The following is a 12,795-nucleotide window of genomic DNA, read 5'->3' on the forward strand; positions in this document are numbered from 1 at the left end:
GACGGAGGTGAAAAATGGCAAACGGCATCTGTGATATCTGCAAATCCCGACCTGCCAGCTTTCGTGCGCAGGTCTCTGTCAACGGTGAGCGCAAAGTGATGGAGCTTTGCGACGAGGACTACCGTAGGATCGCCCGACGGCAGGGGCGTAGCGCATCGCCACTGGAATCGCTTTTCGGAGGGCGCTCGCTCTTCGATGAATTCTTTGGCGAAGCCGGTGGCCTTTTCGATCGGCTTGGCGAAGATCAGGGGCAACCCGTCCCTATCCGACAGGCGGGGCGCACCGCGCGGCGCGGCGGCATCAATATCGCTGACCGCCTGAGCGAACAGGCCAACCGGCTTTTGCAGGAGGCGGGCCAGAAGGCGCATGAATTCGGCCGGACCGAGGTTGATACGGAACACCTTCTGCTGGCGCTTACCGGCTCGGATGTTGTCCGCACGGTGCTGGGGCAGGTCAAGATCGACGCCGACGATCTGCGCCGCCAGATCGAGAGCGAAGCGAAGAAGGGCGACGCAACGGGGGAGGACCGTGAGATCGGCGTCAGCCCGCGGGTGAAGGATGCGCTGAACCGCGCCTTCATCGCCTCGAACGAGCTGGGCCATTCCTATGTCGGCCCCGAACACCTTCTGATCGGTCTCGCCGAAGAGGGCGAGGGCGTGGCGTCGAGCATCTTGAACCGGCTGGGCCTGACGCCGCAGGCGCTACGCCAGCAGGTGACAAAGGTCGTCGGTCAGGGGGCCGAGGAAGGCCGCGTCGAAACCCCGTCGAGCACGCCTGATCTGGATGGATATAGCCGCGATTTGACCAAGCTGGCGCGCGAGGGCAGGCTCGACCCGGTGATCGGCCGGGCGCGTGAAATCGAGACGACGATCGAGGTTCTGGCGCGGCGCAAGAAGAACAACCCGGTGCTGATCGGCGAACCGGGCGTCGGCAAGACCGCGATCATCGAGGGGCTGGCGCAGCGCATCGTCGCGGGCGAGGTGCCCGAGGCGCTGCGCGACAAACGGCTGGTCGAACTCAACATCAACTCAATGGTGGCCGGATCGAAATATCGCGGTGAGTTCGAGGAGCGGGTCCAGAAGATCCTCAAGGAGATCGTGGCCAACAAGACCGACATGATCCTGTTCATCGACGAGATCCACACCATCGTCGGAGCCGGACAGGGCGGCGGCGAAGGCGGGCTCGACATCGCCAATACGTTCAAGCCGGCGCTGGCCCGCGGCGAGTTGAACCTGATCGGCGCGACCACCCTGAACGAATACCAGAAATACATTGAGAAGGACGCCGCGCTGGAGCGCCGCTTCCAGCCGGTCTATGTCGATGAGCCGACGGTGGCGCAGACGATCATGATCCTGCGCGGCCTGCGCGACACGCTGGAAAGCCACCACAAGGTGACGATCACCGACGAGGCCATCGTCGCGGCGGCCGAGCTTTCCGACCGTTACGTCACCGGCCGCTTCATGCCCGATAAGGCCATCGACCTGATCGACCAGGCTGCCGCGCGCGTGAAGATCAGCGCTACCGCGCGTCCCGTCGATGTCCAGGAGCTCGAGGCTGAGGTCGCCCAGATCCGGCGCGAGCAGGACTACGCTGCGGGGAGGAAGCAGTTCGACCGTGCTGCTGAACTCAAGAAAGAGCTTGAAGCCAAACAGGTCGAGCTTGACGAGTTGATGGAAACCTGGAAGCGCGACCGGGCCTCTGCGACGGCTGAAGTGCGCGCCGACCACGTGGCGCAGATCGTCTCGAAACTGACCGGCGTGCCGGTGAGCGAGCTGACGACAGAAGAGCGCGAAAAACTGCTGAGACTCGAGGACAAGTTGCATGAGCGGGTAATCGGCCAGGAGGAGGCGATTCATGCCGTTGCCGATGCCGTGCGACTGGCGCGTGCCGGGCTGCGCGAGGGCTCCGGCCCGACCGCGACCTTCCTGTTCCTCGGCCCGACCGGCGTCGGCAAGACCGAGCTGGCCAAGACTCTGGCGGAGACGATCTTCGGTGATCAGGATGCGATGATCCGCATCGACATGTCCGAATATGGCGAACGTCACGCGGTCGCGCGGCTGGTTGGCGCCCCGCCGGGCTATGTCGGCTACGACGAGGGCGGCCAGTTGACGGAACGGGTCCGGCGCCGGCCCTATTCTGTCGTGCTGCTCGACGAGATCGAGAAGGCGCATACAGATGTCTATAACATCCTGCTGCAGGTCTTCGACGATGGCCGCCTGACCGACGGCAAGGGCCGCGTGGTGGATTTCACCAACACCATCATTATCGCCACGTCGAACCTCGGCTCCGATATCATCCAGCGCAACCTTCGCAAGCGCGGAACCAAGGAGTTCGACGAGGCAGGGCAGAAGGCCGAACTGATGGACGTGTTGCGTGCCCATTTCCGGCCCGAGTTCATCAACCGGATCGACGAAATCATCGTCTTCCATTCGCTGAATCAGTCGGAAATCCGGCAGATCGTCGAGTTGCAGCTGGCCCGCGTCGCCCGCACGGCGCTGACCCAGGGGGTCGAGCTCGACTATGACGGAAGCGTTGCGGAGCATTTCGGAGCGGTGGGTTTCCGGCCAGAGTTCGGCGCCCGCGAGTTGCGACGGCTAATCCGGTCGGAACTGGAAACCGAGCTCGCCCGCGAGATGCTTTCCGGTCGGATCGAGGACGGCGACAAGGTGCGCGTCGTCTGGACCGCGGATGATCAGAAGATCACGTTCCAAAAGCTGGAGAGCGCACCAGAAACCGAGGCCCTCGGCGAGCCCGGCAATGGCGATAGCGAAGAGGCCGAGCCTGCCGCCGAATGACGGCCCGTGCACCGGCGACGGTAACGCCGCCGGTGCCGCAATCCGAAGAGAGGTAAATCATGATGAAAGGACACAACCGCCCACCGTTTCGACCGAAGATCCCCGGAACTGACCTGACATCTCCAGACCTGCCGACAGCGTTGATCTACAGGCCAGCTCGCTCGTCCCACACCTCCGCTCCAATCAGGCGGCAGCATTGGATACTCGAGTTTGAGCCGGCCCGGGCGCCGGTCATCGAGCCTCTTATGGGCTGGACCGCAACCGAAGATCCCTATCGTCCGATCCGCCTGACATTCCCTGATCTCGACAGCGCCATCGCCTTCGCGGAACGAAACGACTGGCGTTATATCGTGCGCCACGAGCCGGACAAACGTCGATCCGTGCCACCGCGCCGCTTCTGGTGGGAGACAGCGCCAACCAGCAAGGGAGCCGATGCTCCTGGCGCCCACCGCATCGAGACCGGCCACCGACCGAGTTCCCGGCACCGGCTTCACCGAGGCATCGACGCGGCCAGCGTTCGTGATCTCTCAGCGGAACTCGCGACGGCTGCAGACCCGGTCTGTGAAGCGAGTGCTGAATCCTTCCCCGCGTCCGACCCACCGGCGTGGATCGGGGCAACTGTTTATGGACGCGGGCGACGTTGATGCACGCCGACCAGGGGCTGTTGGAGGCCGCCGCGTTGCTCGCCATGATGGCTTTTTGCCATGTCGCGATCTGCGCACGGCTTGGCATCCCCGCACTGGTCGGTTTCCTGCTGTCCGGCATTGTGATCGGGCCGACCGGTCTGGGGCTCATCGCCGAGGGTGCCACACTGACGCTTATCGGTGAGGTCGGGGTGATCCTGCTTCTCTTTGCGCTTGGTCTGGAATTCTCCCTCGACAAGCTCGTGTCGCTCCGTCGGCTGATCTTCGGACTCGGTCTGGCACAGGTGCTCGTAACCGGAGGGTTGGTCACCGTGGGGCTGCTCGTCTTTACCGAGATCGCGCCGGCGGCGGCGGTCCTGATCGCTGGCGCGGTCGCGATGTCGTCGACCGCGCTTTGCCTCAAGGTCCTGGCGGGCGGCGATGCGCTCGGAACGCCTCAGGGACGGGTCGCGATCGCTGTTCTGCTGTTTCAGGATCTGGCGGCCGTCGGCTTTCTGGCCTTTCACGATGTCATCGCCGCGGCAGGAGTCATGGAAAGCGCGCACGACGTCCTGAAGATGGTCGGGGGCATGGGCGTGCTCGTCGGGGCGCTTTTCATCGCCCGGTCTATGCTTCAGCGGCTTGCCGGATGGGTCGCAACCCAGGGCGAGGCTGAACTCGCACAGCTTCTGGCCCTGACCGTTGCCTTGCTCGCGGCCATTATTGCGCAGGCTGCGGGTCTTTCGCCGGCGCTCGGTGCCTTCGCTGCCGGCATGATGATCGCTGAGGGCGACGCCCGCCAATTCGTTGAACGGGAAATCAGGCCGTTCCGGGATCTGTTCGTCGGGGTGTTCTTCATCGGTATCGGAACTCAACTCCATATAGATGCGGTTTGGTCGACATGGCCAAGGGTGTTGGCATGGCTTTTTGTGCTCATGGTGGTGAAACTCGCGCTTGTTGTTGCCCTGACCCGCATGTTCGGAGAACAGCTCGAGACTGCGCTTCGCGCGGGCGCCATCCTGGCCCATGGCGGCGAATTCAGCTTGATGCTCATCTCTGTCACGACTGCCTCCGGCCTGTTACAAGCCAAGATCGCCGACCCTCTGTTCCTTGCGTTGGGGCTGAGCATGCTGATTGGAGCGGTTGTGGTTCGTCGCGCAGCGTGAATGCGGCCAACGCACACTCAGCACCTGCCTGCTTCGCGCCATATTTTTTGCGCGCGGGAGGGGGTTGAAACTCCAAAGTCGATTTCTAACTGAACTTTTCGCAGGGGTTCCCTGCTATCTGACATCGCTGTTTTGCGCAGGAGGTTTTGCCGGGCAAGGCCATCTCGCGTTCCGGAACCATGGTCCGGCGGATGGCAGTGATCTTGTATCACGACTGTCCGAATTCGAGATGCCACATCCGGCGGTCATGCCCAGGCGGGGTGATCGTAGACGACCTTCTCGCATCCATTGTTGAGGCTTCGCTCAGAAGAGGAGGTTTTGCCGATGAAGATCGCACAGATCGCACCGCTGGAAGAAAGTTGCCCGCCGCGTCTCTATGGGGGAACAGAAAGGATCGTCTCCTATCTCACCGAAGAACTGGTCAGGCAGGGCCATGAAGTCACGCTGTTCGCCAGCGGCGACAGCCGGACCAAGGCCCACCTGGTCCCGTGCAGCAAGGAAGCGCTCCGGCTCGATCCGAACGTGAAGAACTCGCTGCCTTGGCATGTCGCCATGCTGGAGGAAGTCCGCTTGCGGGCCGATGAATTCGACGTGCTGCATTTTCACATCGACTTCCTGCACTATCCCATGGCGCAGGCGTTTGCCGACCGTATGGTGACGACGATGCACGGGCGGCTGGACGGGCCTGATCTGCGTCCCTTCTATGCGACCTTTCCGAACTATCCTCTTGTGTCGATCTCGGACGACCAGCGCCGTCCGTTGCCCTTCGTGAACTGGGCGGGAACGGTCTATCACGGTCTGCCCAAAAATCTGTTGCCCTTCACGGAGAGCCCGAAGGGAGACTATCTTGCCTTCCTTGGGCGGATTTCGCCGGAGAAACGCCCGGACCGCGCCATCGAAATTGCGGCGCGGGCGGGGATGCCATTGAAGATCGCCGCCAAGATCGGCGATGCGGACCGCAAGTATTGGGAAGAGATCATAGCGCCGATGATCGACGCTCATGACGATGTCGAGTTCATCGGTGAGATCAACGAAATGCAAAAGGCGGAATTTCTCGGGAACGCGCGAGCGCTGCTGTTCCCGGTCGACTGGCCCGAACCTTTCGGTCTGGTGATGATCGAGGCCATGGCCTGCGGCACGCCTGTAATCGCATGGGCGAATGGTTCGGTGCCGGAGATCGTGGAGCCCGGGTTGACGGGGTATGTCGTGCGGTCCCTTGAAGATGCCACCGCAGCCGTGGGTAAGCTGGACCGTATCAGCAGAAGGATCGTACGCGCGACATTTGAGGAACGTTTCACTGCGGATCGCATGGCGCGCGATTATGTCGAGATTTATCGCGGACTTCCGGGTGTCGAGGCCGTTGCAATGCCGCTCCCGCATATGCTTGGCGGCCAAAGCGCCCAGCTTCTGCATGCGGCGGAGTGATGCGGAAGGAGACCGAGATGACCGAGGCGCTGCAACAAACGGCTTTGTCTGTGTCCCAAGTGGGCAGTCCGCCGGCGCAATTCTTCATCCCGACGGCGGCGTCCCTGCAGGAACGGCGGCCACGAACCCTGAAGCACGGCGATACCTTCGCTGTGTTCGATCACAATGGCGATGTGCTCTCGGGACCCGGCAGCCCCGAGGGCCTGTTCCATCGCGACACTCGGTATCTCTCGCATTACTATCTGACCATCGGGGGAGAGCGGCCCATGCTGCTCTCGTCCACATTGCGCGACGATAACGCCACGCTGACCTGCGATTTGACGAATCCCGATCTTTATGACGAAACCGGTCGCTGTCTGATTGCGCATGATCGCATCCACATGCGCCGGACGCGGTTTCTCTGGCAGGGCACCTGTTATGAGCGTCTTGCGGTGCGCAACTTCGATGAAACGGCCCATGAGATCAGTCTGGAAGTCTCTTTCGAAGGCGACTTCGCGGATCTCTTCGAAGTGCGCGGGCGGGTTCGGCCCGAGCGCGGACAACGACTTTTACCGGAGGTCGGAAAGGCGCATGTGCTGCTGTCCTATCGGGGCCTCGACCTCAACCCGCGCAGCACCGCGCTTCGCTTCGATCCCGCTCCGGTACAACTCGACGCGGGCAGGGCGGTGTATCGTCTGAGCCTCACCCCCGGCGAGACGCGCTCGCTGTTCATCGAGATCGGTTGCGATGTAAACGGTGCCGAAGAGCCGCCGTCGCGCCTGTTCTTCCGGTCTTTGCGTGAGGCACGGCACGCCCTCAGGCGTTCATCCTCCCGTGCGGCCACGGTGCAAAGCTCTAACGAGATATTCAACGAAACCATACGCCGTTCGGTCTCGGACCTCTACATGCTCATGACCGATACGGAGGAGGGGCCCTATCCCTATGCGGGCGTGCCTTGGTTCAGCACCGTGTTCGGGCGTGACGCGCTGATCACCGCCTGGGAAATGCTCTGGCTCGACCCGGCAGTCGCGCGGGGCGTTCTGCTGCATCTTGCGGCCAACCAGGCGACGGAATTCGATCCGGCCACCGATGCCGAGCCGGGCAAGATCCTTCATGAGGTGCGTTATGGCGAAATGGCGGAAACCGGCGAAGTTCCGTTCCGGCGCTATTACGGCAGCGTGGATTCGACACCGCTGTTCGTCATGCTCGCCGGGGCGTATTTCGAACGCACCGGCAATCGGGTGGTGCTGGAAACACTCTGGCCGCATGTCCGTGCGGCGCTCGACTGGATCGAGACCTATGGCGATCGGGACGGCGACGGTTTCGTGGAATACGGGAGGCGCAGCGACAAGGGGCTCGCCAACCAGGGGTGGAAGGACAGTCATGATGCGGTGTTTCACGCCGATGGGACGCTGGCCAAGGGGCCGATCGCGCTTTGCGAGGTGCAGGGCTACGTCTATGCTGCACGGCTGGCTGCGTCCGAGATCGCACAGGAACTCGGTCATGACGGGATCGCGCAGGAACAGGTGCAAAAGGCCTCGGAATTGAAGTCCCGTTTTGACGCGGCGTTCTGGGACGATGAGCTTGGAACCTATGTGCTCGCGCTCGATGGTGACAAACAGCCCTGCCGGGTGCGCAGTTCGAACGCGGGCCACCTGCTCTGGACGGGGATCGTCCCGGAGGAACGCGCCGAAACGGTCGTCGGAGCCCTGATGGGGCCGTCGTCTTTCTGTGGATGGGGAGTGCGGACCATTGCCGCGGGCCAGGCGCGATACAATCCGATGAGCTATCACAACGGGTCGGTCTGGCCGCATGACAATGCGCTGATCGGGGCGGGGCTGGCGCGCTACGGGTTCCGTGAACAGGCCGCACGGATTTTCGAGGGCATCTTCTCTGCGGCCACCTACATCGACCTGCGACGGTTGCCGGAGTTGTTCTGCGGCTTCCCGCGCCGTGAGACGCAAGGTCCCACCTTCTACCCGGTGGCCTGTACGCCGCAGGCCTGGGCGGCGGGAGCGCCGCTGTTGCTGCTTCAGGCCTGTCTCGGGCTGCGCTTCGACGCCGAGGCGCGGCAGGTGATCTTCGAGCAACCGATCCTTCCGGAGTTCCTGGGAGAGGTCGTCCTGCGCAATCTGCGCCTTGACGGTGGAACTGTCGATGTGGCTCTGCGCCGGTCCGGCACTCACGTGGTTGCCGATGTTCTGCGCCGCGACGGGCCGGTTCGGGTGATCGTGACCACCTGAAGAGACGGGCTGGCACCGTCCTGAATGCCAGCCCGATTTCTGTTATAGCAGATCGTCTTCTTCCTGATCGGCTTCGAGCAATTCGACCAGCCGGGCGATGCGGCCCGATGGGAAGGGGCTATGGGCATCGACCTGCGCCTCGTCCGCCTCGACCCAGGCCTTGGCACGGGCAAGCTCGGAGGCGTCGGCGCCGGTGCGCAGAATATCAGACAGAAGCGTGGGGTCCGTGCCGGGTCCCAGAATTCTTTTCACGTCGTTCCCGGTCATGATCTCCTCCTTTCGAATGTCACAGGGACACGGAAGAAATATAGGGAAACGAGTTGCGAAAAAAAGCGTTCAACACCCTCTTGAAACCGTAAGGTGCTGTTCCAAATCAATTTATGCTGATCGCCCAGATGGGGATCGGTGACAAGGCGGGACGCCGTTCCTGCGGTGCTTCCGACGTCTGTACCCATGTTGCTCAAAGGAGGATATGGCTATGGCAACGAGACTTGATTTTGCACCTCTGTTCCGTTCGAGTATCGGTTTCGACCGTATGCTCGACGCGCTTGAGGCTGCCCGTCGGGTGGAAACGCTCGACAACTGGCCGCCCTACGACATCGTCAAGACCGGCGAGGACGACTATCGCATCGACATGGCGGTGGCGGGCTTTGCCGAAGACGATCTGACCCTGACCCAGGACAAGAACATGTTGATCGTGTCGGGCCACAAGGAGACACCCGATGGTGACGACGGTGCCAGCTATCTCTATCGCGGCATCGCCGGTCGGTCGTTTGAACGTCGGTTCGAACTGGCCGATCACGTTCGTGTCGAAGGGGCCACCCTGTCGAACGGCCTGCTGACTGTCCAGCTCAAGCGCGAGGTCCCCGAGGAACTCAAGCCGCGTCGGATCGAGATCGCGTCTCCTGCGGCGGTCGAAGGTCACGAGACCAAGCAGATTGAGACAACCCGAGAGTCGGAACCGGTCGCGGCCTGAAACATCTCGGGCCCAGAACGGGATGCTCCGGTCGCTCGGGTGGCGGCCGGACGCTCTTCCTGAAATCTGGAGGTTAGGCAATGAACGTGATCAGAGGAGATTTCACAGCACAATCACATGCCTCACCCATTCCGAGCCTGGCCGGTTCGCGACCCGACTGGGACTCTTCTCTGCCGGACGATGCGGTCGCCCGGATCTGGAAGCCGTCGAAATCGGCGATGACCTCGGGGCGAGCGCGTACGAAGGGCTGGAAGATGAGCTTTCCGCGCCGGACCGGTCCTTGGTTGGAGCCTTTGATGGGCTGGACGGGTAGCGACGATGCGATCCAGAAGATCGAGCTGAGCTTTCCGACGCTGGAAGCCGCCATTCGCCATGCAAGGCGTCTGGGGGTGCCCTATGAGGTCCAGCTCCCGGCGGGCGAGGCGGAGCACCGAGACGCCTGGACGCGGGACAGACAGGCCGGGCTGTGGTCCGATGCCACGCTCTCTCGGCTCGGACTGTCGGAGATGCGGCAAACCTATCGTGACGCGATGGCCGGCGCAAAACGGCGGGGCGATCCGAAAGGCGGCGATGATGGGCGTTCTCCCATGGAAGTTGCTTCGGACGCCAGCCTGTCGTTGGAGGCTCGCCGTTCTATCCTGATGAACTGGGCCTACACGGAGTATCTTCAGGATGTCGCCAGCACGGAAGGCATGCCGGAAAACCAGCGTGAATCTCAGCTTGCCGAGGTTGAACGGGCGCTGTTGGCACTTGAAGCGGCGGTGGCCGCCGACGGCATGTATCTGTCCGTTGAGGAAGAGAGGGCGGCATGAATCCCTTCGTCGCAATTGATGCCCAGCAGGCGGTGCCCGATCGTTTCGCTCTGGTTCTCGCCGCGAGCGCCCGCAGCCGGGCGTTGAGGGCCGGTGCAGAACCTCGGGTCGAACCTAAACGGCAAGCCACCGAAGAGCTTGCCTTGGAAGAGATCGCGACCGGCGCGATTTCGCAGGAGGAGCTGTTGCCCTTCCTGCCTGCGCCGGCGCCCAAGCGGCTGGCTCAGCCGCATTGAATCCTTGGTGAAGAGAAAGGAGGTAACACCATGAGCAAGACCTGGACTACGAACTATGACAAGCTTGGCGACGGCATCAGCCTTCTCGCGGGCCTCGCCCTCGCTGGGTTGCCCTTCGTCATCACGATGACCGATATTGCCTTCTGGAGCGCCCTGCTGACAGGCGGACTGATCGCAGTGCTTTCCGCAATTGCGCTTTGGCGACCGCATGAAGGGCTTGACTGGGCACGTATGGTTGCGGGGGTCTGGGCTGCGATCAGCCCATGGGCTCTCGTAGCCGGCTTCACGCTCAGTATCGCGCTTGCCCATGTGGCTCTCGGCGTGCTCGCGCTGGCCTTTCCCGCCTGGCGGCGCTGGAAGAACGACGGTGGGAATTCTGCACTGACAGCCTGATACGATTGTCGGCCCCACGCGCGGGGCCGACAATTTGTGATTTCGGTTCAAGGAGACGCATTGTTCTCCGATTTCACATTGAGGGGCTTATGGCGTTGCAGTCCTATCCCCGTTGTCTGTTGCCGCGGAATGCTGATGGGGTATTGTGGCTCAGTGCAAATCGCTCTAGGGTTTACCTTTCGCCCGTGTTTGAGAGTGCACACTTCTTGCTCCAGCACCCGGCACAGACGGCATGGAACCACATCATAGCCTTCGCCGGTGCAAAGTTCCGACTTGGCGCGGGCTATCGGGCCTTAGATGGAAAAAGATCAGGAGAGGCGCGAAATCCCAGGGTCATGATCCTGGTGTCATTGGACCATAAGAGTGCATTTTTGGAGCATAAACGTGCATCTCAGTGTCAAGAAAATTATGAGACACAAGATATAGTAGCTGTTTCGCAGGTCCAAAACAAACGCGCTCCGTTTTCAGCTCTTTCCGAAAGGTCTCCAATGTCCGAAAATCGCTATGGCGTGATCTCTGGAATGCGAAGCGCGGAGGATCGACAACTCGCGATTGCACGGCTTGAAGCAGAAGGCATTCCGGCAGAACGGATTCTCGCGACCGATCCCGAAGAGCCAAATGCACCGCCCGTCTGGCTTAACGATCTGAGTGCAGACGCGAAACTCATCGCCCCGTCTCTGAGCGACCTCAACCTTTCAACACAAGGCATCGCCGCCACGGTCGAGGCAGCGCGGGAGTTGGGCATTCATATCCGCTGCCTTGATGAAAAGTTTGACAGCCGAAACGATTGGCAATCCCAAATCGGCACTCTGCTGACCGCCCTCAACCGCCTCGACCGCAAAGGCTTCTCGGACCGGACCAAGATCGCACTGCAAGAAGCCAAAGCCCGAGGCCAACGTCTGGGACGTAAGCCGAGCATGACAGACCTGCGAAAAGCCGTCGCCATTCAAATGATCGAGGCAGGGTGCAAAGGGACAAAGATATGGAAAACCCTCGCGGTTCTTGAAGGGCCGCCGATCAGCCAATCGGCCTATTACCTCTGGCAGAAAACATGGTTGGCTGAGAGGAAGTGATCAGACGCGAAGGGCGGTTTCCGGAAGTTCGCCGCAGGTGCGAACGCACGCCAGCCCCACTACGGAAGCTGACATTCAACAAAATACCGGAGTCGATCGACACTAAATCGATTATTGGCCGAACGCGTTGCGCCGCACGCCCATACGCAGGAGCCTCTCTGGATTAGCCAATTTGCAGCACGCTACTAACACAACAGATCCGAAAGCGCACCAAGCTGCTCGATCGTTCCCGTCCATAGCTGTTCGCGCATACGATCGACCGCGAATTGCATCGGCACGGTGTTCGAGAATACTAAGCCAGCTCCGATTTTCGGATCCTTCAGCCGAGTGAAATTTGAAAACGCGTCAATGTTTTGCCGAGCTAAAGCCCAACGTCTCAAGTGTTTTGCGAGGTGATCAGGCCTCCCCTTGTCATCAACTTCACCTCTGAACTTGGAGAGTTGCTTTGCAATCTCGCTTGCCGTTTTGGCGAACTGGAGGTGCTTGCATTCCAGAAGCATAACGCAGCCTGCTTCATTCCATGCAAGCACATCAAGGGTCTTCTTGGTTGGCAAATGCGACCCTTCAACTGTGCGAATGATCTCCAGTTTCTCGGTTGCTGGATACCTCATTCCTCGAATTCCCCAGCCCCTGTCATGCTTTTTTTGAGCAGACGGTTTTCAAGGGTGAGATCGGCCACGCATTCCTTCAGAGCCATGGCTTCTGATCGCAATTCCTTCACCTCAGGCGATGTCGCTTGGCGCGCCGTATCGCCAGACAGGCGACGTTTTCCCGCCTCCAGGAACTCCTTCGACCAGCTGTAATATAGGCTCTCCGAGATCCCCTCGCGGCGACACAGCGCCGAGATGCTTTCCTCGCCACGAAGACCAGCCAAAACAAGGCGGATCTTCTCCTCCGCCGAGTAGGTTTGGCGGGTCTTGCGGCGGATGTTTTTGACCAGCTTGTCAGCTGCATCTTTCGATGTTCCGGGCTTCTTGTCCATCTTATGGAATGGACGCCCTTTGCACCCAAGCCGATAGTTTCGGTACAAATGGCAAGCAAAAGGAGTTCATAAAATGCAGTTGCTCGCGATCG

The 12,795-nt window shown here is 61.1% G+C and carries 11 protein-coding genes and 1 pseudogene; 10 read left to right on the forward strand and 2 right to left on the reverse strand.

The window, feature by feature from the left end; genetic code table 11:
- The first annotated feature begins 14 nt into the window (after window positions 1-14).
- The 5 genes from C8N42_RS18735 (at window position 15) to C8N42_RS18755 (ending at window position 8,231) form a co-directional block, all read left to right on the forward strand.
- On the forward strand, window positions 15-2,795 hold the full coding sequence (locus tag C8N42_RS18735; RefSeq protein WP_107818009.1) for an ATP-dependent Clp protease ATP-binding subunit: 2,781 nt from the start codon (window positions 15-17) through the stop codon (window positions 2,793-2,795).
- Between the two features lie 62 nt (window positions 2,796-2,857).
- A complete protein-coding gene (locus C8N42_RS18740; RefSeq protein WP_211309221.1) occupies window positions 2,858-3,439 on the forward strand; it encodes an NADH dehydrogenase ubiquinone Fe-S protein 4 in 582 nt (193 codons plus the stop codon).
- Window positions 3,439-4,584 carry a cation:proton antiporter gene (locus C8N42_RS18745; RefSeq protein WP_107818011.1) on the forward strand — a complete coding sequence of 382 codons (1,146 nt, stop codon included), beginning with the start codon at window positions 3,439-3,441 and terminating at the stop codon, window positions 4,582-4,584. Before C8N42_RS18740 ends, C8N42_RS18745 begins: the two co-directional genes overlap by 1 nt.
- Before the next feature lie 324 nt (window positions 4,585-4,908).
- Window positions 4,909-6,009, forward strand: coding sequence for a glycosyltransferase family 4 protein (locus C8N42_RS18750; protein ID WP_107818012.1), 1,101 nt, complete (start codon window positions 4,909-4,911; stop codon window positions 6,007-6,009).
- A gap of 17 nt (window positions 6,010-6,026) precedes the next feature.
- A complete protein-coding gene (locus tag C8N42_RS18755) occupies window positions 6,027-8,231 on the forward strand; it encodes an amylo-alpha-1,6-glucosidase (RefSeq protein WP_107818013.1) in 2,205 nt (734 codons plus the stop codon).
- 42 nt (window positions 8,232-8,273) lie between these two features.
- On the opposite strand, the gene C8N42_RS18760 is transcribed toward C8N42_RS18755, so the two are convergent.
- Complete coding sequence (locus C8N42_RS18760; RefSeq protein ID WP_107818014.1) at window positions 8,274-8,498, reverse strand: hypothetical protein; 225 nt, start codon at window positions 8,496-8,498, stop codon at window positions 8,274-8,276.
- 211 nt (window positions 8,499-8,709) lie between these two features.
- Here C8N42_RS18760 and C8N42_RS18765 point away from each other — a divergent pair, with 211 nt between their 5' ends.
- The 5 genes from C8N42_RS18765 to C8N42_RS21720 all read left to right on the forward strand — a co-directional run bounded on the left by C8N42_RS18765 (window position 8,710) and on the right by C8N42_RS21720 (window position 11,721).
- Window positions 8,710-9,207, forward strand: a complete 498-nt coding sequence (locus tag C8N42_RS18765; RefSeq protein ID WP_107818015.1) for an Hsp20 family protein — start codon at window positions 8,710-8,712, stop codon at window positions 9,205-9,207.
- An 80-nt stretch (window positions 9,208-9,287) separates the two neighbouring features.
- Window positions 9,288-10,019, forward strand: a complete 732-nt coding sequence (locus C8N42_RS18770; RefSeq protein ID WP_107818016.1) for an NADH dehydrogenase ubiquinone Fe-S protein 4 — start codon at window positions 9,288-9,290, stop codon at window positions 10,017-10,019.
- Complete coding sequence (gene rpoZ, locus C8N42_RS18775) at window positions 10,016-10,255, forward strand: DNA-directed RNA polymerase subunit omega (RefSeq protein ID WP_107818017.1); 240 nt, start codon at window positions 10,016-10,018, stop codon at window positions 10,253-10,255. Before C8N42_RS18770 ends, rpoZ begins: the two co-directional genes overlap by 4 nt.
- A gap of 30 nt (window positions 10,256-10,285) precedes the next feature.
- Window positions 10,286-10,648, forward strand: a complete 363-nt coding sequence (locus C8N42_RS18780) for an SPW repeat domain-containing protein (RefSeq protein WP_107818018.1) — start codon at window positions 10,286-10,288, stop codon at window positions 10,646-10,648.
- A gap of 335 nt (window positions 10,649-10,983) precedes the next feature.
- Entirely contained in the window at window positions 10,984-11,721 is a 738-nt protein-coding gene (locus C8N42_RS21720; RefSeq protein WP_170109374.1) for a recombinase family protein, read from the forward strand.
- A 524-nt stretch (window positions 11,722-12,245) separates the two neighbouring features.
- Here the strand turns inward: C8N42_RS21720 and C8N42_RS18790 are convergent.
- Window positions 12,246-12,703: pseudogene (locus C8N42_RS18790) on the reverse strand (transposase); the annotation flags it as partial.
- Between the last annotated feature and the right edge of the window lie 92 nt (window positions 12,704-12,795).

Origin of the sequence: Celeribacter persicus (genome assembly GCF_003050785.1) — a bacterium.
Taxonomy (GTDB): Bacteria; Pseudomonadota; Alphaproteobacteria; order Rhodobacterales; family Rhodobacteraceae; genus Celeribacter; species Celeribacter persicus.

Coding starts and splice junctions, on each gene's coding strand:
- C8N42_RS18735 (WP_107818009.1), top strand. CDS start 15: ATGGCAAACGGCATCTGTGATATCTGCAAATCCCGACCTGCCAGCTTT.
- C8N42_RS18740 (WP_211309221.1), top strand. CDS start 2,858: ATGAAAGGACACAACCGCCCACCGTTTCGACCGAAGATCCCCGGAACT.
- C8N42_RS18745 (WP_107818011.1), top strand. CDS start 3,439: ATGCACGCCGACCAGGGGCTGTTGGAGGCCGCCGCGTTGCTCGCCATG.
- C8N42_RS18750 (WP_107818012.1), top strand. CDS start 4,909: ATGAAGATCGCACAGATCGCACCGCTGGAAGAAAGTTGCCCGCCGCGT.
- C8N42_RS18755 (WP_107818013.1), top strand. CDS start 6,027: ATGACCGAGGCGCTGCAACAAACGGCTTTGTCTGTGTCCCAAGTGGGC.
- C8N42_RS18760 (WP_107818014.1), bottom strand. CDS start 8,498: ATGACCGGGAACGACGTGAAAAGAATTCTGGGACCCGGCACGGACCCC.
- C8N42_RS18765 (WP_107818015.1), top strand. CDS start 8,710: ATGGCAACGAGACTTGATTTTGCACCTCTGTTCCGTTCGAGTATCGGT.
- C8N42_RS18770 (WP_107818016.1), top strand. CDS start 9,288: ATGAACGTGATCAGAGGAGATTTCACAGCACAATCACATGCCTCACCC.
- rpoZ (WP_107818017.1), top strand. CDS start 10,016: ATGAATCCCTTCGTCGCAATTGATGCCCAGCAGGCGGTGCCCGATCGT.
- C8N42_RS18780 (WP_107818018.1), top strand. CDS start 10,286: ATGAGCAAGACCTGGACTACGAACTATGACAAGCTTGGCGACGGCATC.
- C8N42_RS21720 (WP_170109374.1), top strand. CDS start 10,984: ATGATCCTGGTGTCATTGGACCATAAGAGTGCATTTTTGGAGCATAAA.